At 59.2% G+C, this 19,820-nt stretch carries 19 protein-coding genes and 1 tRNA gene; 10 read left to right on the forward strand and 10 right to left on the reverse strand.

Features of this window, described 5'->3' with window-relative positions:
- Positions 1 to 66 precede the first annotated feature (66 nt).
- Positions 67 to 152 (reverse strand) — tRNA-Leu (locus L6963_RS08835).
- A gap of 148 nt (positions 153 to 300) precedes the next feature.
- Between L6963_RS08835 and pepN the strand changes: the two genes are divergently transcribed.
- The gene (gene pepN, locus L6963_RS08840; protein WP_237207661.1) at positions 301 to 2,961 is read left to right on the forward strand and encodes an aminopeptidase N; all 2,661 of its coding nucleotides are present in this window, start codon (positions 301 to 303) and stop codon (positions 2,959 to 2,961) included.
- Positions 2,962 to 3,076: 115 nt separating this feature from the next.
- Entirely contained in the window at positions 3,077 to 4,246 is a 1,170-nt protein-coding gene (locus tag L6963_RS08845; RefSeq protein WP_237207662.1) for an HIRAN domain-containing protein, read from the forward strand.
- An 85-nt stretch (positions 4,247 to 4,331) separates the two neighbouring features.
- Here L6963_RS08845 and L6963_RS08850 read toward each other — a convergent pair whose 3' ends face one another.
- The 4 genes from L6963_RS08850 to L6963_RS08865 all read right to left on the reverse strand — a co-directional run bounded on the left by L6963_RS08850 (position 4,332) and on the right by L6963_RS08865 (position 7,690).
- Positions 4,332 to 5,492: an LCP family protein gene (locus L6963_RS08850; protein WP_237199055.1), complete on the reverse strand. Its 1,161-nt coding sequence runs from the start codon at positions 5,490 to 5,492 to the stop codon at positions 4,332 to 4,334.
- Positions 5,493 to 5,661: 169 nt separating this feature from the next.
- Positions 5,662 to 5,919, reverse strand: coding sequence for a type B 50S ribosomal protein L31 (locus L6963_RS08855; protein ID WP_083091002.1), 258 nt, complete (start codon positions 5,917 to 5,919; stop codon positions 5,662 to 5,664).
- 96 nt (positions 5,920 to 6,015) lie between these two features.
- Positions 6,016 to 6,894, reverse strand: a complete 879-nt coding sequence (locus L6963_RS08860) for a TrmH family RNA methyltransferase (protein WP_237207663.1) — start codon at positions 6,892 to 6,894, stop codon at positions 6,016 to 6,018.
- A gap of 10 nt (positions 6,895 to 6,904) precedes the next feature.
- Positions 6,905 to 7,690 (reverse strand): ABC transporter ATP-binding protein, encoded by a 786-nt coding sequence (locus L6963_RS08865; RefSeq protein WP_237207664.1) that lies wholly within the window; start codon positions 7,688 to 7,690, stop codon positions 6,905 to 6,907.
- A 30-nt stretch (positions 7,691 to 7,720) separates the two neighbouring features.
- Here L6963_RS08865 and serB point away from each other — a divergent pair, with 30 nt between their 5' ends.
- Positions 7,721 to 8,656 carry a phosphoserine phosphatase SerB gene (serB, locus tag L6963_RS08870; RefSeq protein WP_237207665.1) on the forward strand — a complete coding sequence of 312 codons (936 nt, stop codon included), beginning with the start codon at positions 7,721 to 7,723 and terminating at the stop codon, positions 8,654 to 8,656.
- Between the two features lie 156 nt (positions 8,657 to 8,812).
- Here the strand turns inward: serB and L6963_RS08875 are convergent, their stop codons facing one another.
- On the reverse strand, positions 8,813 to 9,553 hold the full coding sequence (locus L6963_RS08875; RefSeq protein ID WP_237207666.1) for an SDR family oxidoreductase: 741 nt from the start codon (positions 9,551 to 9,553) through the stop codon (positions 8,813 to 8,815).
- Between the two features lie 179 nt (positions 9,554 to 9,732).
- Positions 9,733 to 10,440 (reverse strand): beta-ketoacyl-ACP reductase, encoded by a 708-nt coding sequence (locus tag L6963_RS08880; RefSeq protein WP_237207667.1) that lies wholly within the window; start codon positions 10,438 to 10,440, stop codon positions 9,733 to 9,735.
- 183 nt (positions 10,441 to 10,623) lie between these two features.
- On the opposite strand from L6963_RS08880, the gene L6963_RS08885 reads away from it, so the two are divergent.
- The 3 genes from L6963_RS08885 to L6963_RS08895 are packed head-to-tail and all read left to right on the forward strand — an operon-like array spanning position 10,624 to position 12,365.
- Positions 10,624 to 11,139: a DUF3099 domain-containing protein gene (locus tag L6963_RS08885; protein WP_237207668.1), complete on the forward strand. Its 516-nt coding sequence runs from the start codon at positions 10,624 to 10,626 to the stop codon at positions 11,137 to 11,139.
- Positions 11,140 to 11,142: 3 nt separating this feature from the next.
- Positions 11,143 to 11,385, forward strand: coding sequence for an acetone carboxylase (locus L6963_RS08890; protein ID WP_237207669.1), 243 nt, complete (start codon positions 11,143 to 11,145; stop codon positions 11,383 to 11,385).
- Positions 11,386 to 11,396: 11 nt separating this feature from the next.
- Positions 11,397 to 12,365: an SURF1 family protein gene (locus tag L6963_RS08895; protein WP_237195936.1), complete on the forward strand. Its 969-nt coding sequence runs from the start codon at positions 11,397 to 11,399 to the stop codon at positions 12,363 to 12,365.
- An 83-nt stretch (positions 12,366 to 12,448) separates the two neighbouring features.
- Here L6963_RS08895 and L6963_RS08900 read toward each other — a convergent pair whose 3' ends face one another.
- Positions 12,449 to 13,039 carry a xanthine phosphoribosyltransferase gene (locus L6963_RS08900; RefSeq protein WP_237195934.1) on the reverse strand — a complete coding sequence of 197 codons (591 nt, stop codon included), beginning with the start codon at positions 13,037 to 13,039 and terminating at the stop codon, positions 12,449 to 12,451.
- Positions 13,036 to 14,379 (reverse strand): nucleobase:cation symporter-2 family protein, encoded by a 1,344-nt coding sequence (locus L6963_RS08905; protein WP_237195932.1) that lies wholly within the window; start codon positions 14,377 to 14,379, stop codon positions 13,036 to 13,038. The genes L6963_RS08900 and L6963_RS08905 overlap by 4 nt, the downstream gene beginning before the upstream one ends.
- 231 nt (positions 14,380 to 14,610) lie before the next feature.
- Between L6963_RS08905 and L6963_RS08910 the strand changes: the two genes are divergently transcribed.
- Entirely contained in the window at positions 14,611 to 15,342 is a 732-nt protein-coding gene (locus tag L6963_RS08910) for a metal-dependent hydrolase (protein ID WP_237207670.1), read from the forward strand.
- Between the two features lie 587 nt (positions 15,343 to 15,929).
- Here the strand turns inward: L6963_RS08910 and abc-f are convergent.
- Positions 15,930 to 17,528 carry a ribosomal protection-like ABC-F family protein gene (gene abc-f, locus L6963_RS08915; RefSeq protein WP_237199046.1) on the reverse strand — a complete coding sequence of 533 codons (1,599 nt, stop codon included), beginning with the start codon at positions 17,526 to 17,528 and terminating at the stop codon, positions 15,930 to 15,932.
- A gap of 173 nt (positions 17,529 to 17,701) precedes the next feature.
- On the opposite strand from abc-f, the gene L6963_RS08920 reads away from it, so the two are divergent.
- The 3 genes from L6963_RS08920 to L6963_RS08930 are packed head-to-tail and all read left to right on the forward strand — an operon-like array spanning position 17,702 to position 19,736.
- Positions 17,702 to 18,304: a biotin transporter BioY gene (locus tag L6963_RS08920; RefSeq protein ID WP_237207671.1), complete on the forward strand. Its 603-nt coding sequence runs from the start codon at positions 17,702 to 17,704 to the stop codon at positions 18,302 to 18,304.
- Between the two features lie 14 nt (positions 18,305 to 18,318).
- On the forward strand, positions 18,319 to 19,125 hold the full coding sequence (locus L6963_RS08925; protein WP_237195925.1) for an energy-coupling factor ABC transporter ATP-binding protein: 807 nt from the start codon (positions 18,319 to 18,321) through the stop codon (positions 19,123 to 19,125).
- A complete protein-coding gene (locus tag L6963_RS08930) occupies positions 19,122 to 19,736 on the forward strand; it encodes an energy-coupling factor transporter transmembrane component T family protein (RefSeq protein WP_237207672.1) in 615 nt (204 codons plus the stop codon). Before L6963_RS08925 ends, L6963_RS08930 begins: the two co-directional genes overlap by 4 nt.
- The last annotated feature ends 84 nt before the right edge of the window (positions 19,737 to 19,820 follow it).

Raw genomic sequence — 19,820 nt, forward strand, 5'->3', positions numbered from 1 at the left:
GTCAATAAAAAACCGGCCCCTGTCAACAGGAGCCGGTTTTTTATATGTCCCACATGGGGTTTATTGTGCGCGAGGGGGGACTTGAACCCCCACCCTCTAATACGAGGACTAGCACCTCAAGCTAGCGCGTCTGCCTATTCCGCCACCCGCGCAAGGCGTCTTACAGACTTCAACTGAAGCCGTGCTGGCAACGAGTTATTACTATACACAATGTTGAGCGAACGTGCAAAATCCACCTTCCACCACCCCACCATCACTCCCCAGCTCGACCTTGTACATACAGGGGCTTACTATAGTGATGTGAATAACGAAAATTTGACTCAAGAAGAGGCCGCTCTGCGCGCCCGTACTATCAGCGTTGATACCTACGATGTGCATGTTGATCTCACCCATGCCAGCTCTGATTTTGAAACCTACCCGGTAGCCACCACTGTCCGGTTTACGGCGACCGAGGGTGCTAGCACCTTTATTGACTACATTCATCAGTCGGTGGAGTCGGTGAAGCTCAACGGAGTGTCGCTGCCTGTTGATGAGGTGGTTGAGGGCTCTCGCATCACCCTCCCCCAGTTACAGACGGAAAATACTCTCACCATCAAGGGGCGGTCGTACTTTAGCCGCTCAGGCGAAGGTCTGCACCGCTACATCGACCCGGCCGATGGCAAGATTTATCTCTACACCCAGTATGAGCCGGCGGATTGTCGTCGGGTTTTCCCGAATTTTGAGCAACCCGACCTCAAGGCTGTGTTTAACTTCCGTATTACGGCCCCTAAGAGCTGGGTGGTGAGCTCGAATGCTGAGCTGGACCGCGAAATTGATGACCCGTCAGATTCATCGATTTCCAAGCGTGTCTTCAAGCCTACTGCCCGTATCTCCACCTACATCACCGCCATTGTGGCCGGCGAGTACTTTACCGCTTTCGACACCTACACCCCCGCGTCCGCTGTTAATTCCGGGCCTATCCCCCTGGTTGCCTACTGCCGTCAGTCTCTCAAAGAGCACTTTGACTACCAGAACATTTTTACCGTGACCAAGCAGGGTCTGGACTTCTTCCAGGACCTCTTTGACTATGCCTACCCCTACCCCAAGTACGAGCAGGCTTTTGTGCCGGAATACAACCTGGGGGCGATGGAGAACCCCGGCCTGGTGACCTTCACCGAGGGGTACATTTTTGTCTCCGGCGCTGATGAGTCCCAGCTTGAGGGCCGGGCTAATGTGATTTGCCACGAGATGAGCCACATGTGGTTTGGTGACCTGGTCACCATGAAGTGGTGGAATGAACTGTGGCTCAAGGAGTCTTTTGCAGACTTCATGGGGCACCTGGGCGCTGCTGAGGCCAATGGCTATAAGGATGCCTGGGTCACCTTTGCGAATTCCCGTAAGGCTTGGGCTTACCGTCAGGATCAGCTGCCGACTACTCACCCGATTGTTGCGGATATCCCCCACCTTGAAGCTGCCCGTCAGAACTTTGACGGTATTACCTACGCCAAGGGGGCGAGCGCCCTGAAGCAGCTGGTTGCTTATGTTGGGTTTGATCAGTTTATTGAGGCTGCGCGGGTGTACTTTAAGCGGTTTGAGTGGGGTAATACGACTCTGGATGATTTCTTGGGTGTGCTTGATGAGGTTTCTGATCGGGATGTGCGCACTTGGGCTGAGGCTTGGTTGCAGACCAGTGGTTTGTCTGAGCTGTCGTGTGAGCGTGTAACCGGTGCTGATGGTTCTGTGCAGCTGGTGGTGCGTCAGGTGTTGCCTGTGGGTGTTCCCGCTGAGCTGGGGCGTCCGCACCTGTTGAAGATTGCCCTGTTCGCGTCTGAGGGCGGACGTCTGGTACCGACGGGTGTGGTGTCTGCTGATCTTCCTGTGGGTCAGAATGAGGTGCTGGTTGAGTTGACTGAGCAGGAGCAGGCTCTTGTGGCTGCTGCTGATCTGGTTTTGCTCAATGCTGAGGATTTGACCTATGCCAAGGTTGCCCTGGCTGAGGCTGATGGGCTTGAGTTGGCTTTGAGCCAGATATCGTCGGTGGAGGATGCCCTGTCGCGCGGGTTGCTGTGGGGTAGCTTGTGGAATATGGTGCGTGATGGGAAGCTTGCTAGCCGCCGGTTTGTGCTGGCTGTGGGGCAGGCTGCCGCTGCTGAGCCGTCCGCTACTCTTCTGTCGAATATTGTGGATCAGGCGCAGGCTGCGATTTCTTTGTACACTCCGGCGGGTGCTCGTGGGGAGTTGTGGGATGCCCTGTATGCTGCGCTGTCTGAGGCTCTTGCTAGCGCGAAGGAGGGTAGTGATGAGCAGCTGATTCTGGTGCGGGCACTACTGTCTGTGTCGGCGCATTCGCAGTTGGGTCTTGAGTTCGCTCAGGATCTGGCGCGGGGTGCGAGCAGGCAGGTTGAGGGCTTTATTTCTGATGCTCCTGGTATGAGCTATAACCAGACTCTGGGTTGGAAGGCTCTGGGGGCGCTTGCGGTTCAGGACGCGGTGACTCGGCAGGAGCTGGATGAGGCGCGGTCTTTCCGTCCTTCTGCCACGGCTGAGCGTGGCTATGCTTTTGCGACCGCTGCTCTGCCGGTGGCGGCTGCGAAGCAGGCCGCCTGGAACCTGGTGACTGAAGATATGAGCCTATCGAATGAGTTGCTGTCGGCGACCGCTGCTGGTTTCCAGCACGGGCCGGAGGAGCTGCGCACCGGTTACCGGGATGCTTTCTTTGAGCTTCTTGCCCCCACCTGGGCTGCCCGTACCGGCGGTATGGCTACCCGTGTTATTCGTGGCCTCTACCCGGCGGTAGAGCTGGCAGAGGGCACTGCGGGAACCCACCCGGTCGTCCGCGCCACCGAGCGCTGGCTAGCCGAGCATACGGACGCCCCCACCGCCCTGGTGCGACTGGTGCGGGAGCTACTCGATGATGCCGTCCGCATCCTTACCGCTCAGGCCTATAACGCATCTGCCACCGAAGAGGTGGCAGGTAACTAGGTCTTTACCTGGGAATCTACGCAGAAAGCCGGTTTTGGGACGCAGCATTGCAAACCAAAATCGGCTTTTTCGTGAGAAGCTATAGAGAGTAACTTTTTGGGATAAGGAGCCTACTGTGACCGACTACGTACTGGGCGATCGCGGCACCGTGCAGGTCATCACCGATGACTACTACGATGCAGAAATTCTTCAGGTTTTTGAAGAACTCTTGATTGACCGTGAACGGGTCTGGAACGGTGAGGTTCGCCTTGTACCAGAACCCGATAACCCCTACCAGCCCCAGGCCATTGCGGTCTACGCTGACGACCTTAAGCTGGGGCGTCTTTCCCCCGAGGACTCCGCTGCCTATTGGGGCCCGATTACCCGCGTTGTGGCCTCGGGCTACGACGCTGTGACCCGTATGCAGCTCTCTGCTGTTCTGCGCGGGGTCACCGGTGAAACCCACATCGAAAGCAGCGGCCAGCTCTCCCTGAGCGCCCCTGGCTCCCTCTTCCCCCTCAACAATGCCCCCACCCAGGCAACCCTGCTACCCCAGGGGGCCTCTATGAAGGTGCTCGATGAGAAAGACCACTCCGAGTACCTGCACTCCATCCTGCCTCCCTCCGGTGAGGGTCGGGTGATTCTCTCCCTGGAGAACAACCAGATTAAGCACGCGGACGGGCGTGTGGTTGACTCGGTCGACGTCCTGCACGACCGCAAGGTGGTGGGCCGCCTTTCCACCCAGATCTCCGAGCAGCTGGCCCCTGTCATCCGCTACGCCTACGAGCACGATAAGCTCACCAGCGCCTGGGGCACGATTCGCGGCAACTCCTTTGAGCTGTCCCTGACGGTGCAGGCCGTCCGCCCCTCTGAGATTCCCACCGAGTGGTACCAGGAGCTCCCCAACTACCTGCCCGAGCTTCTACCGGCTGCACCCTCCTACGAGGTGCCCCCCGCCTATGTGCCGACCGAGGGTGAAGCGACCCGCAGCAACGCCCCCAAGAAAAAGCGCTCACTCATGCCCAACCGTCCGGCCGCAAGCGAGCACACTACCGTTGAAGCCAACGGCGTAGAAGCCGCAGAACCCACCGCCGCACATTCCCTGGGCCTACAGCGCATCTCTGTTCTCCTTGGGCTTGTCGGTGGACTTATCCTGGTCACAGGTCTGGTTCTTGTCTTCTTCAAGCCCCTGCTCGGCATTTTAGGTATAGTGCTCGGCGCATCCGTAGCCTTCCTGGCTCTCTTCGTCGGTCGCGATAACAGCTATACCGAAGAAGAAGTATCTGCCGACCCGCTCGAACACTAGCCTCAAGGTAAAAAGAAAATATAAGGGGAGCCCCACCAGTTTGGTGGGGCTCCCCTTATATCCTCTGGCGAGGGACTACCTGGATTTAGTCAGAACCGTAGGTAGCAATGTAACTAGGCATGGTATCGGTCTTCAGAGCGTTCGACAGAGCGCTGGTTGCAGCGGCATCGAGCACCACAATCGACTGACCATCCCAGGACCAGCCGGTACCGGCATTCGGCAGGGTCATGGAAACCAGCTGAGTGTTACCGTTAGCCAGAACAGGCTGGGCAATACCCACGATGGCTGAAGGGGATAGACCCTGATCTACGGTCATGTAGGGAGATACAGACTCGATGACCTGCAGCAGCTTGCTAGCAGAAGACAGGGCACCATCGGCTTTTAGCTCGTTATAGACGCCGCGCAGGAAGGCACGCTGGTTACGGACGCGCTGGTAGTCACCGTCAGAGAAAACGTAGCGTTCGCGCACGAAGACCAGCGCCTCACCACCGGTCATGGTTTGAGGACCAGCAGCAAAGGAGTACCCAGCGGGAGTTGCGTTAAAAGCGAAGGGAACATCAACAGTTACACCGCCCAGGGTATCAACCAGAGCCTTAAAACCCTGGAAGTCAATTTCAGCGACGTGATCCATCTGGATGCCGAGAAGCTGCTCAATGGTAGCAACCTGCAGGTCAACACCACCGTAGTTCAGACCGGCATTAACCTTGTGGGAGCCGTAACCGGGGATATTAACCCAGGTATCGCGCATTACCGAGATCAGGTAGGCAGCGGAGCCGTCCTCAGGGATGTGCAGCACCATGATGGTATCTGCTCGGGCACCGGTCACAACCTGTGCTTCGGCACCGGAACGCTGGTCAGAACCTAGCAGCAGGATATCGGTGGCAGCAGTGTTAACCGGACGGTCGGTGACGGCACCACCTTCATAGATATCAAGGATGCCGTTACCGTTAGCATCGCCCTCAGAGACGTTACTTTCTAAGGTAGCGCCCGATTCATTGGTAATCGTTGCGTTAGCTGCCTCATCTACTATTTTCTGCAGCTCGTCATTATGGGGGGTAGTTACGGAGCCGTCCTCATTCGGCATGGCGCTATCAAAGGTCTCAGACTTATTCCATGCCTTATTGATCATGAACAGGTACCCGCCCACAGCGATGACCGGAATCAGCAGCAGAATGAGCAGGGTAATCCAGAGGGCTTTTTTACTTTTCTTCTTTTTAGGTTCTTCTTCGTGAGCCGCGACGGACACGGTACCTCCCTAACTTGTCTCAAAAGGGGCGCAACCACCCGGCAAGGGTGTAATACGCGGAGTGAATCGAACCCAATTCTACGCAGTGAACCTACAAAAACACCCCGTAACGCGTGATAAATCACGGTCACGGGGTGTGATATTAAGCCTGAATAGACTGGCTGTAAACTTAGGCCTTCTTGCCGAAGTTTGCGAAGCGAGCGTTGAAGCGCTCAACACGACCAGCGGCGTCCATGATGCGCTGCTTGCCGGTGTAGAAGGGGTGTGAAGCTGATGAGATTTCAACTTCTACGAGGGGGTACTCGTTGCCGTCTTCCCACTTTTCGGTCTTCTGAGAAGTCATAGTTGACTTGGTCAGGAAGGTCTCGCCTGATGCGAGGTCGCGGAAGAGAACGTAGTTGTATTCAGGGTGGATGCCAGCCTGCATGATATTTACCTTCTTCGTGCCCTGGATTTTGCCAGTGCATATCTTGTTGCTACCGGGGCGGGTGCCTACCGGTGGTTGCGGTTTACAACCGAGGAACTACTCTACCATCTTTGGGCGGGTTTCCCAGAAGGCAACGGCTGAGGCGGCCGCTACATTGAGGGAATCAACCCCGTGGCTCATGGGAATCATGACGGTGTGCTGGGTAGCTGCCAGGGTGGACTTTGCCAGCCCGTGCCCCTCGGTGCCCAAAATCAGAGCTAGTTTCTCATCGTTGCGGTTAGCCAGTTCGGTCAGGCTCAAAGAATCCTCTTCTAAGGCGAGCGCGGCGGTGGTGAAGCCCGCTGCGTGCAGGGTGTCGAGGGCGCCGGGCCAGGAGTCCAGTCTGGCCCAGGGTACCTGGAAGACGGTTCCCATGGAGACGCGGATTGAGCGCCGGTAGAGCGGGTCAGCGCAGCGCGGGGTCACCAGCACCAGGTCGACGTCGAGGGCGGCTGCCGAGCGGAAGATGGCACCCACGTTGGTGTGGTCCACGATGTCTTCCAGAATTGCGATGCGCCGCACCCCCTCAAGCAGGGTTTGTAAGGGAACAGGTTCGGGCCTAGCCATGGCGGCCAGGGCCCCGCGGTGCAGGGCGAAGCCGGTAACCTGCTCCAGCTCGTCCTCACTTCCCACATAGGCGGGTACCTCGGGGTGCTCCTGCAACACGTCAATGAGGTCGTCGGCCCATTTTTCGCTCATGAGAAACGAGAGAGGCCGGTGCCCGGCGGCGAGCGCCCGGCGGATTACCTTGGAGGATTCTGCAATGTAGATTCCCCATTCGGGTTCTTTGATGGAGCGCAGTTTGACGTCGGTGAGGTGGGTGTAGAAGCGGGTGGCCTCGCTCGGGGCCGTGCTGAGGGGATGTACGTTAGGCAGGGCAGCAACGCGGGCAGAGCGTTCTGCCAGCTGCTCAGGGGTGAGCTGTTTGGGCTTCATTCTCGGTTCTCTAGCGGGCGAAGGCTGAGTAGCGGCCAGAATCGTGAATGGTGAGGTCCAAATCTAGACCGTAGGTGGCAGAAACATTGGCCTGGGTGAGGGTTTCTTCGATGGGGCCAGCAGCAACAATTTCGCCCTCGCGCAGCAGCAGGGCGTGGGTGAAGCCCGCGGGAATCTCTTCCAGGTGGTGGGTGACCAAAATAGTGGCAGGGGCGTAGGGGTCTAGAGCCAGGTGGGTCAGGCGCTTGACCAAACCTTCACGCCCGGCAATATCCATACCGGCACCGGGTTCATCGAGAATCAGCATTTCGGGGTCTGTCATCAGGGCGCGAGCAATGAGCACGCGCTTCTTCTCACCTTCCGAGAGGGTGCCGAAGGGGCGGTCAGCTAGGTGGGCTACCCCCCAATCGTCAAGAAGGGCCTTGCCCTGGTTGTCGTCGAAGGAGTCGTATTCTTCGTTCCAGCGGCCTGCTACGCCGTAGGCTGCGGTGATGACGACATCGAGCACGGTTTCGTTGCTGGGGATTTGGGCGGCCATGGGGGCTGATGAGAGGCCGATGCGGGGGCGTAGTTCAAAAACGTCGACGGCGCCGAGGATTTCGTCGAGGATGTCGACTTCGCCGCGGGTGGGGTGCAGGCGGGCTGCCGCAATGGAGAGCAGGGTGGTTTTGCCCGCGCCGTTGGGGCCAAGGACGACCCAGCGTTCGCCTTCTTCGACAGACCAGGTGATGTTGTGGATGAGGTTCTTACCGCTTCGTGAGACAGTAACCTTATTAAGTTCAAGAACTGATGCCATGGTTCACAACTTTAGTAGATAATGGTGCCTATGAGTACTTCTGTGAATATTGTTGCTATTTCTCGTGCGGACGCCCCCCTGATTGCTACCGAGGAGCAGCTGGTTGCTGCGCTGCAGGCGGTTGAGGGTCTGGAGCTTGAGTCGGGTCTTTTGATGGAGGTTCCTGCCTCTCGCGTGGAGCGCGAGGCTGAGGGCCCGGCCTACTCGGTCTATATTGCTGCGGCTTCGTGGGAGCGCGGTGGTGTTGAGGATGCCCGCGGCGCCCTGGGGCTGCTCGATGGGGCACGCTCGCTGGGCTTTGACCTGAATGTGGTGCCCGCTGAGCTGGCCAACGATGAGAAGAAGCTGCTCATTATGGATGTTGACTCTACCCTGATTCGTCAGGAGGTCATTGATGAGCTGGCAGCTGCGGCAGGACGCGGCGCTGAGGTTGCTGAGGTGACCGAGCGGGCGATGCGCGGGGAGCTCGATTTTGAGGCGTCCTTGCGTGAGCGGGTTGCCACCCTTGCTGGTCTCGATGAGTCAGTCATCGACGAGGTAGCGTCTCGGGTGCTCTACTCCCCCGGTGCCACCAAGCTGGTTGAGGTTTTCCTAGCGGCTGGCCACGAGGTGTGCGTTGTATCCGGTGGTTTCGTGCAGGTACTTTCCCCGCTAGCGGGCTACCTGAACCTTTCCAAGGCGCGCGCCAACGTCCTTGACATCATCGAGGGCAAGCTGACCGGCAAGGTGAGTGGTGAGGTCATTACCGGTGAGGTCAAGAAGGAGTCGTTGAAGGAGTGGGCTAAGGAGTTCGATATCAAGTCCTCCCAGACCATTGCTGTGGGCGACGGAGCTAACGATGTGCTCATGATTCTTGAGGCTGAGCTGGGTGTTGCCTTCAACGCTAAGACCGCCCTGCTTGAGGTCGCAGACGCCCAGATTAACACTCTGCGACTGGACGCGGTACGCCACTTCGCTGGTCTCTAGACACTCGCTTCATTTTGCCCCGTAGGGCAGGCAAAAGGACGCTGGTAGGTGGCTACCAGCGTCCTTTTACGTGCTGAAATCATCGGGTTTGTACCATGCCCTGCCCACTTTTGACCCTAAAAACGTGCAGGGTGCGGTACAAAGTTCGGCGGGTGACTACTTAATGAAGCCGCCTGCGCCGCCGACCAGCTCGATGTGGCCGGTTTCAACGTCGGCAGTTACCATCTTGGCAACTTCCTGGGCGAACTCGTTGACGGTGTAGAGCTTGCCGGCTTCTTCGCGGCGGGCCTCAATGGCGCCGGGGTGCAGGCGGTTGAGTAGGGCCGCGGTGACGGTACCCTCAATCATGTCGGCGGAGATAACCACCAGGGAGATGCCCTTTTCGGTGAGGGCGGGGATTTCTGCTAGCAGGGCGTCCTCGCCGGCGCGCTTGGACTCAGCAACCGGCTTGTACTCGGGCATAGTCTCTACTTCGCGGATGAAGTGGGCCTGGTGGCTGGTCACAAAGACGATGCGGCCGCCCTCAGGCATCTTTTCGGCTGCCAGGCGGGCCAGGCGCAGCTGGGAGTCGCGGTTGAGCACCATGGCGTAGTCGTCGGGCATACCGGCCTCCATGCCGCCAGAGGCGTTGAGAATGAGGTAGTCCAGGGAGCCGAAGTTCTCGATGGCAGCTTCTACCAGGGCGGCGGCGTCCTCAGCCTTGGTCACATCGCCCTGTACGGCAACAGCCTTGCCACCGGCTTCTTCAATGGCCGCAACAACCTTGGTGGCACGGGGTGCCTTAGAGCGGTAGTTGACGATGATGTTGGCTCCCTGGGCGGCAAGAATCTGGGCAGTGTCTGCGCCCACGCCGCGGGAGGAACCGGTAATGATAATGGTCTTGTTCTGAAGTGACATTCTGAGTCCTTATTAGCGCTGTATAAATGATTTGTTTAGGTAGCAGTGGGCGGTAGCTCCCCGGCAGCCGACTGGCTGGGGCTGGCATGAATCGCCTGTGAGCGATAGCGAACCGGCGAGAAGGTTAGTCGGCAGAGGGGAGCTACCGCCCTTCGCTGGCACACACCGCCCAGGCTGTATTAGTGCCCCATGCCCAGGCCACCGTCAACGGGAATCACGGCACCTGAGATGTACCCTGCGGCGTCGGAGGCGAGGAAGAGGGCTACGTCGGCGATTTCTTTGGGTTCGGCGAAGCGGCGGGCGGGGATGGAGTCGGTGTACTGCTTTTTGAGGTCGTCGGAGAGTTCTTCGGTCATGTCGGTTTTGATGAAGCCGGGGGCGATGACGTTGGCGGTGATGTTGCGGGCGCCGAGTTCGCGGGTGATGGAGCGGGCCATGCCGACGAGTCCGGCTTTGGAGGCTGAGTAGTTGACCTGGCCGGGGTTGCCGTAGAGGCCGACGACGGAGGAGATGAAGATGATGCGGCCGCCCTTGTTTTTGAGTAGGCCCTTGGTGGCGCGTTGGGCGACGCGGAAGGCTCCGGTGAGGTTGGTGTCGATGACGGAGGTGAAGTCGTCTTCTTTCATGCGCATGAGCAGGGTGTCTTTGGTGATGCCGGCGTTGGCGATGACGACGCCTACGGGGCCGAATTCTGCTTCGACGGCGGTGAAGGCTACGTCGATGGAGGCTGTGTCGGTGACGTCTGCTTTGACGGCGAAGAATTCTGCGGGGGGTTCGCCGGAGCGGTAAGTGATGGCGACGTTGTAGCCGGCTTTTTTGAATTCGGTGGCGATGGCGTAGCCGATGCCTCGGTTGCCGCCGGTGATGAGTACGGTGGGGTTGGTCATTGTTTCACCTTGTTGTGGGGTTTTGGTTCTGCCCCTATCTTACGCTCTTGAGAAAAAAGTGGTGGTTTGTTCAAGTAGGCGCGTGTTATTTGGCCTGTTGGGTTCGGTTAGAGTGTGGGGTGGGGTTGATGGTCGGGGGTAGACTGGTGGGGTGAGTTTGTGCCTGTGTGAGGAGGTTTTCCGGTGGCGCAGAAGTATTGGACTGCTGAGGATTTGCAGGCTGCCGGTTACTCTTCGGGGGAGCCTGAGGTTTTTGAGATTACGGACGCTGCTGAGCGGCAGTCTGTGGGGGTCAGTTCTCGGGCTAAGGTTTATGCTTTCAAGATGTTTTTGCGCATTGTCTTTATCATCGCTGCGGTGATGGTGGAGGGGGTGTGGCAGTGGGTGTGCCTGGCTGCGGCTGCGATTATTCCCTGGACGGCAGTGGTGGTGGCTAACGGTGAGGCTCAGCAGGGTGGCGGTGGGTTTTCTGCCATGCTGCCGCCGGAGCAGCAGGCCGCGATTGAGGCGGCGCAGGCTGACCGGGCTGCACGCGCTGAGGCTGCTCAGGGCCAGGGTTCTGAGGGTGCGGACGCCGGTGCTCACGATTCCCCGGCAGGTGGGGCGAGCACTCCCCCGGCTAACCCCTGGGCAGATTGTTCAGGTGAGCCTGTGATTATTGATGGTGAAGTGGTTTTTGATGAGGATAGTAAGGGGTAGCGAGTGGATATTTTAGGGTCTTTGAATCAGGGTCAGGCTGCTGCGGGTGAGCAGGGGCCTGATTTTGTGAAGTGTAGTCGTAAGGGCTGCCAGAAGCAGGCTCGTTTTGAGGTGCTGTGGAATAACCCGAAGGTGCATGCCCCGGGGCGGCTCAAGAGCTGGGCGGCCTGTGAGGAGCACGTGCAGTATTTGCAGGATTTTTTGGTGGCGCGTAGTTTTTGGAAGCAGACTGTCCCTCTGGGATAGGGTGGTTGCTTGTGAAGAAATACGGTTTTTTGCTCTCTGGTAAGTGGGTTGGCCTGTTTGTGCTGACTGTGGTCGCCTCGCTGGTATGCCTGTATTTGGCGAGCTGGCAGATGAGCCGTAAGGAGGCGCTTGATTTTTCGAATGAGCGTATTTCGCAGAACTATGATGCCGCTCCCCTGGATTTTGCGGACGATTCTAGCCTGTTTGCGTCCGCTCATTCTGAGCTGCGCTGGCAGCCGGTGACCATGACCGGCCAGTACCTGAGTGAGCACCAGTTGCTGGTGCGCAACCGGCCCTATAACGGGTTGAACGGGTATGAGGTGCTGGTGCCTTTCCAGACCGACCAGGGCCATATTGTGGTGGTCAACCGCGGCTGGATGGAGGCTGCGTTTGGGGATGCCGGTTCGACGGCTTCCCCGGTGCCTGCTCCCCCGGCTGGGCAGGTGACGATTACGGTGCGTCTGGTGGAGGGTGAGATTGATACGGGTGCTTCATCGGTGGATGGGCAGATTAGCAGTATTGACCTTCCCGAGGTTGCTGAGGTGACCGGTCTTGATCTCGATACGGTCAATTACGGTGTGATGGCTTCTGAGAGCCCGGCTCCGGCGAGCGCCCCGGTTGTCAAGGATAAGCCGGAGGAAGATTACGGGCCGAACCTGTCGTATTCGGTGCAGTGGTACTGTTTTGCGGCCATGTTCTATATTGCCTATTTCTGGTCTGCCCGCCAGAAGGTGCGCAACGATGAGCTCGATGCGCAGGTTGCCGCTGAGCTTGAGGCCTATTTTGGTCAGTTCTACGATGCTGATGGCACCTATATCGGCGATGAGGACGAAGAGGTGGTGCGCCGCCGCATGGAGTTTGTGGATGATATGCCCGCGCATATGAAGTCCATCGTGCGCCCCAAGGCCCCTAAGCGCAGTAAGAAGATTACCGATGAAGAGGTGGAGGACGCCCTGCTCGATGAGCAGCTCTACCGCTAGGCTTTGTGGGTGATTGAGAAAAGAAAATGCTCCCTTCCACCGGTTCAGGGTGGAGGGGAGCATTTCTTGAGCTGGTTGCTGTGCTACTGGGTTTTTTCTACCTCGTGGGTAAAGACCACTCCGTCGTCGGTGAAGTGGTCGATCATGGCCAGGGAGTAGACGTCGTAGCCGCGGTCGCGGAATTCTTTGCCGCCGCCCTGGAAGACCTTTTCGATGGCGATACCGATGCCGGCTACCTGGGCCCCGCCCTGTTCGCAGAGGTGGGTTAGGCCGTGCAGGGCCTGGCCGTTGGCGAGGAAGTCATCGATAATCAGGATGCGGTCCTCGGGGGTGACAAAACGCTTGTCGACGCGGATGTCGTACTCGATTTTCTTGGTATACGAGAAAACCTTGGAGTGGTAGGTGTCGGTGGAGAGGGTTTTGGAGGAAATCTTCTTGGCAAAGACCATGGGCACGCCCAGGTGCAGGGCAGCGGTCATGGCCATAGAGATGCCGGAGACTTCGAGGGTGAGGACGCGGGTGATTCCAGCGTCCTTGAAGTGCTCGGCGAAGTCGCGGCCCATGTCCATCATGAGCTGGGGGTCGACCTGGTGGTTGACGAACTGGTCGACTTTGAGGATGTTGCCGGGCAGGATGCGGCCGTCGCGGCGGATGCGGTCTTCGAGGAGTTTCATGCTGTTTTCTTCTTTCGGTCAACCAGGATGATGTTGAGCAGCAGGGCTGCCAGGGTTCCGGTGGAGATGCCGGAGGAGAGAATCATCTGCAGGGCGGTGGGCAGGTTGGCGAGCATGTCGGGGCGCACAGTCACGCCAATGCCCAGGGCGAAGGCCACCGAGACGATGAGCAGTTCGCGGTCACCCAGTTCGATGGTGGTGAGGGTTTTGATGCCCTGGGCTGCGACCAGACCGAACATGATGACGCCTGCACCACCGAGGACGGGCTGGGGCATCACGGAAATCAGGGCTGAGAGCTTGGGGAAGACGCCGAGGATAGCCAGGATGATGCCTGCGGTAATCATGACGCGGCGGGAGGCTACCTTGGTGAGGGTAATCAGGCCGACGTTCTGGGAGAAGGCGGTGTTGGGGCCCGCGCCGAAAGCGCCTGCTAGAGCTGAGCCGACGCCGTCCGCAAGTACGCCGTTAGAGACGCGCTTGCTGTCGAGTGTGGCGCCGGAGGCCTGGCCGATAGCCATCATGATGCCGACCGTTCCGATGGTGGAGACGATGTAGGCGGGGACGAAGGCCAGGGTGGAGGCCAGGTCAAAGTGCAGGCCGTAGGCGAAGATGTTGGGCAGGGCGAACCAGGCGGCGTCTGAGACGACAGAAAGGTCAACTAGGCCCAGGGGGATGCAGACCAGGTAGCCGACGACCATGCCGATAAAGACGGCAGCAGCGCGCAGAATACCGCGGCCAAAGTGGGCGATCGCGAGGGTGAGGGCCATGACGCCGAAGGCAATGGTGAGGTTCTGCAGGGAGCCGTAGTCCTCGGAGCCCGCGCCGCCTGCTGCCCAGTCCATGGAGACCGGTAGCAGGGTGATGCCGATGAGGGCCACCACGGTGCCGGTAATCAGCGGCGGGAAGAAGCGCATCAGGGGCTTAATGAAGCGGGAGAGCACAATCTCAACTAGTGAGGCGCTGATGGTGGCGGCCACGATTCCGGCCATGCCGAACTGGGAGCCAACCGCGATGGTGGGGTTGACGAAGGTGAAGTCGGTGCCCATCATGCCGGGCACGCGAGCGCCCACGGGGCCGATGCCGCGGGACTGGATGAAGGTGGTGAGGCCCGCGACGAAGATGGAGGCGCTGACCATCAGTGAGGTTTGGGCGACGTTAAAGCCGAGGGCGGTGCAGACAACCAGGGGTACTGCGATGATTCCGGCGAAGGCTGCCAGGATGTGTTGGAGCGCTAGCAGGATAGAGACACCGAGGGGTGGGGTGTCGTCGATCTGGTAGAGCATGTCGGTTGAAGTTTCAGCAGGGGCCTGGGGTTCTGACCCTTGGGTATGTTGGTTCAACGAAGGACTTTCGGTATGTAGTTGTGGTGGGTGTAAGGACGCTGGCCCCCGGCAGGGCTGCCGGGGCGGGGTGGTCCTAGTTTCAGTCTACGCTTCTTGCTCGCTCTGGGCGAACAATCCCCCGGTTTTGCCTACTCCGTGACCACCGGCGTCCTTTTAGAACAAATATTCTAAATTATGTTAAAGTGGTGCTTTCACTTCCAGAGGATTATTCATAAGGATCGCACCATCATGATGGGTTATTCCCACTCCATTAGCGCAGCAGCAGCCTGGCTAGCCCTCAACGAGGCGGGAGTCCTGGGCATTGACGACCCCACCACCCTGGCCGTCACTACCCTAGCGGCTGCCGGTGCGGGCATGCTCCCCGATATTGATCACCATAACGGCACCATCGCCCACTCGATTCCGCCGGTCAGTCGCTGGGTTGCCCTGTTGGTGGGGCGACTTTCAGGCGGCCACCGCAAGGGAACCCATTCTTTAGTTGGCCTAGCAGCCTTTTGGGCCCTGGCCTTTTTTGCCGACCGCCTGACCTACGCGGGTATCCCCGTCCTAGCTCTGGCTCTAGCCGGTTTTGCTGGTGGCCTGGCCCTGCGTATCTTCAGGGCACCGGGGGGCTGGCTGGGGGCGCTCGCGGTTATTGCCGGAACCATCTATACCGATTCACTGGCTCTGATGCCCTGGGCGGTTCTTACCGGGGCGACCGCCCACATTCTGGGTGATGCCCTGACCACCCGCGGGGTTAACCCCTTCTGGCCCGTCACCATCAAGCCCGTTGTGCCCAGCAAGCTCTGGCGCAAGAGCGGCTACATGGCCCTACCTATCCTGGGTGATGCTGGCTCAGCCCGCGAGAACTTCCTCACCGCAGCCCTAACCGTCTATATCGGGGCCTACACCCTGGCCTTTTTCGGTTTCCTCACCAGCTACCCCACCCAGCTGATCAGCGGCTTCTTCACAGGAGCCTAAGACTTCAGGCAACAACAGGGGCCCGGCACCGTATGGTGCCGGGCCCCTGTCTTTCACCCGTGTATCACTTCTATGTAGTCACTCATTGAGGTGAGGTGGGAAGGAAAACAAAAATATATCCGTGCCGCTGAGGCGAACGATGTTTAGTCTTCGGTCCAGAAAACGTCGACCTCTACGCCCTCTTCAGCGATTTCGGGGTAACGTACGTCGTGTGATTCCAGCATAGAATCATCCTTTCAAGGTTCGGCCCAACGTCGGTGTTGGATTTGTGTGCCGCCTCATCGGTGAGGCGGTGTTCTTGAGGTGCAGCTGGGGAAGATTGGCTTCCGAAGCTGGTATTTACTTTACGCCGCCCGGCTCACCCTGCACCAGGGAAATAGTCCCGTTATCATTTCGTGACCTTTGTTTGGGAACAAAAAACCCACGAAACACACAGGCCTTTTTCGTAGAGTGTGGTGGCCCCAACAGTAGGCTTGCGTAAGAAACAGACACACAAGCCTATTTGTACGGACCAAAAAAGGGGTGTCAACACAAGACCGCCCCGCCCGGTCAGCTACCGGGCGGGGCGGGCGTCCGCTCATTCCTGCCTAAGCCAGGGAGATGAGGTCCTGATATTCCTTGCTCCACAAATCTTCTACCGCATCGGGCAGCAGTAGCACGCGCTCGGGGTCAAGGGCTTCAACTGCCCCCTCATCGTGGGAAACCATCACGATGGCCCCCCGATAGTTCTTCAGGGCGTTCAAAATCTCTTCGCGCGAGGCCGGGTCGAGGTTATTGGTGGGCTCATCGAGCAGCAGAACATTGGCGGACGAGGCCACCAGGGTTGCCAGCGACAGGCGGGTTTTCTCACCACCGGAGAGCACGCCGGCGGGCTTATCGACGTCGTCCCCCGAGAAGAGGAAGGAGCCGAGAATAGTGCGGACGCGGGTGTCATCGAGGTCGGGGGCCGCCGACTTCATGTTCTCAAAGACGGTGCGGTCGTGATCCAGAATTTCGTGTTCCTGGGCAAAGTAGCCCACCTTGGCCCCGTGGCCGTAGATGACCTCGCCGGTATCGGGCTGGGTGCTCTTAGCCAGCATGCGCAGCAGGGTGGTCTTACCGGCGCCGTTAAAGCCCAGCACCACCACGCGCGAGCCTCGGTCAATCGCCAAGTCGACATCGGTGAAAATTTCGAGGGAGCCGTAGCTCTTGGACAGCCCCGTCGCCGACAGGGGCGTCTTGCCACAGGGGGCAGGGTCGGGGAAGCGAATCGCGGCCACCTTATCGACCTGGCGCTCTTCTTCCAGCCCGCGCATGAGCTTTTCGGCGCGCTTGATCATCTGCTGGGCTGCAACCGCCTTGGTTGCCTTGGCGCGCATCTTGTTGGCCTGCTCCATCAGGGCCGAGGCCTTTTTCTGGGCGTTGGCGCGCTCGCGCTTGCGGCGGGCCTCGTCCTGCTCGCGCTGCAGCAGGTAGTTCTTCCAGCCCATGTTGTAGATATCGATGACGCAGCGGTTGGCATCCAGGTAGAAGACCTTATTGACCACCAGTTCCATCAGTTCCACGTCGTGGGAGATGACCAGGATGCCGCCCTGGTAGTTCTTCAAAAACTCGCGCAGCCAGACTACCGAGTCGGCGTCCAGGTGGTTGGTGGGCTCATCGAGCAGCATGGTGTCTGCGTTGGCAAAGAGAATGCGGGCCAGCTCGACGCGGCGGCGCTGACCACCGGAGAGGGTTGACAGGGGCTGATTAAGGACGCGCTCGGGCAGGTCAAGATTGGCGGTGATGGTAGCTGCCTCAGACTCGGCCGCATAGCCGCCACCGGCAATGAACTCAGCTTCGAGCCGGTCGTAGCGGCGCATGCCCTTGGCGTGCTCTGCGGGGTCTTCGCTAGCCATCATTTCCTGGGCCTGGCGCATTTTGCGGGCAACCCCATCCAGGCCGCGGGCCGAGAAGATGCGGTCCTTGGCGAGCTGGGTCATGTCATCGACCTTGGGGTCCTGGGGCAGGTAGCCGATGGTGCCGCCGCGGGTGACGGTACCGTCAGCGGGCAGGGTCAGCCCGGCCAGCACCTTGGTCATGGTGGTTTTACCGGCGCCGTTTCGACCCACGAGGCCAACCTTATCGCCCTTATCGATGCGGAAGGTGACGTCCTCCATGAGTAGGCGAGCGCCAGCTCGCAGTTCGAGGTTGTTGACTGACAGCACGGGTCTGCTCCTTGGGTGGGGGGTGGGTTGGCCAGCTATCTATCTTACCGCCCCGGTGTGGTGCTGGTCGATGTTGGAAGGGCCACCGGGGCGTTGGTTCGGGCTGGCGTCACAGAAGTGAAAGAAAGGCAGAGTTTTTGAACGGTGTTCAAAACCTGTTTATAGTAGTGGGCATGACATCATCACAGACTTCCGTGCGCCCGGCGCGCGCCGCTGCCAATCCCGGTCGCGATCTGGCTCTTATCGCTGTTTTTGCCGCTTTTATTACCGTATGTGCCCTGTTGCCCGCTATTCCGGTGGGCCCGGCCGCTGTTCCGATTACCCTCCAGACCCTGGCGATTTACATCGCAGCCCTGACCTTAGGTGGCACCCGCGCTGCCCTTGCCGTTACCCTGTATGTCGTCGCTGGCCTGATTGGCCTTCCGGTTTTCTCTGGGGGTAAGGGCGGCTTCGGCACCATTGTCTCTCCCTCATTTGGCTACCTGCTGGGCTTTATTCCCGGTGCCCTGGTGACCGGCGGGCTTGCCTACGCAGCCCTGCGCCGCCGTATGAGCGGGGCCGGCCTGTTTGGCGCCTTTGTGGTGGCTGTACTGGCAGGTTTTGCCATCATCCAGGTCTTTGGCGTTGCCGGCATGATGATCAATGCCAACCTTGAACTGGGCGCTGCCGTTGCCGCTGCCCTGATTTACATCCCCGGCGATCTCATTAAGTGCCTGGTAGCCGTGCTGGTTGCCCTGGCTGTACACCGAGCCTTCCCCACCCTGGCCCGCCGCTAGGTACGATAGAGCCCGTGTTTTTTTCTCGCTCTTCACGCGCAAGCGCTGCAAGCCCGTCGGCTCGGTTTTCGGACGACGGGCTGCTTGCCACCCGCTCAGCCACCGTTACCGTTGACACCGGCACCAGCGACCGCACTCTCTTACACAACATCACCGTGGAGCTTTCAGCCCCGCGTACCGCAGTGCTCGGCCTCAACGGCTCGGGTAAGTCAACCTTCTTACGACTCTTCAACGGGCTCTCCCAGCTCACCTCGGGCGAGGTCACCGTCCACGGGGTGAGCGTGAGCGAGCATCTACCTGCGGTGCGCTCGCGGGTGGGTATGCTCTTTTCAGACCCCGGCGCCCAGCTGGTGATGCCGACGGGGGTTGAGGATGTCGAGCTCTCCCTTCAGCACATCAAGGGCAAGGACGCCCGCCGCGCCGCTGCTCTGGAGGCCCTTGCTGAGCGAGGGGTTGAGCACCGCGCTTTTGACTCTGTCTATAACCTCTCAGGCGGTGAAAAGCAGTTGACCGCCCTAGCTGCTGTACTTGCAGTAGACCCTAAGGTTCTACTTTTAGATGAACCCACAACTCTTTTAGACCTCAAGAATAGGTTGAGGCTATTTGACCTGCTCGATTCCCTTCCCCAGCAGCAGGTCATCTCCACCCACGATCTTGACCTGGCAGCTACCTGCGATGAGGCAATCGTCATCCACGAGGGCCGCTTGCTGGCGCAGGGGCCGGCGGCAGACGTCCTGGCAGATTACCAGCGCTGGTGTGCCACGGACTTCCCAGCCCCACCTGAATCTGCTGAGCCCCAACGTCCCGGGGGCCGGGCGTGAACATTGCCAACCAGCTCTTTGGCACCTACCAGCCCCTCAGCTCCCCGGCGCACCGGGCACCCCTGTGGGCTAAAGGCGTCTTTATTCTTCTGCTGGGCATCTACCTGGCAGCTACCAGCCACTGGGGGTTTGGCCTTGCGGCCCTCGCGCTGGTGCTAGTTCTTGGGGCTCTGGCAAAAATTCCCTGGCGCACCTGGGTACAATCCCTGGCTTCTCTTTCCTGGTTGCTGGCAATTCTGTTGGTCTACTACCTGGTGAGCGGCAAGATTGAGTCGGGGGCGGACGTCCTACTGACCCTACTCACCATGATTGCAGCTTCAAAGGTGCTGCTGTGGTCGACCCCTATGCCGGTCTTGATTGACGGGTTTATCTGGCTGTGCACCCCCCTGAAGTGGGTGGGTGGCTCCCCTGAGCGGGTGGGGCTGGCTCTGGCCCTGATGGTGCGCTCTATTCCGGTGATTATGGATAGCTGGCAGCTAATTCAGGCGGCGGTAGCTGCCCGAGGAATCAAGGTCGCCCAGTTCCGGCTTTTCATTCCCCTGGTGATTGCCACGGTGGCCTACGCCCAAGAAACCGGCGACGCCCTGGCCGCCCGGGGCCTTGACCAATAAGGAATCTAGGCAAGCTCAGCCAAGAGGGGCATAATAGAAAGGACGAAGGTGCAGAGATGCACCTTTTTTCTTTGACGAAAACGC

Source organism: Rothia nasimurium, assembly GCF_928392795.1.
GTDB classification, from domain to species: domain Bacteria; phylum Actinomycetota; class Actinomycetes; order Actinomycetales; family Micrococcaceae; genus Rothia; species Rothia nasimurium_F.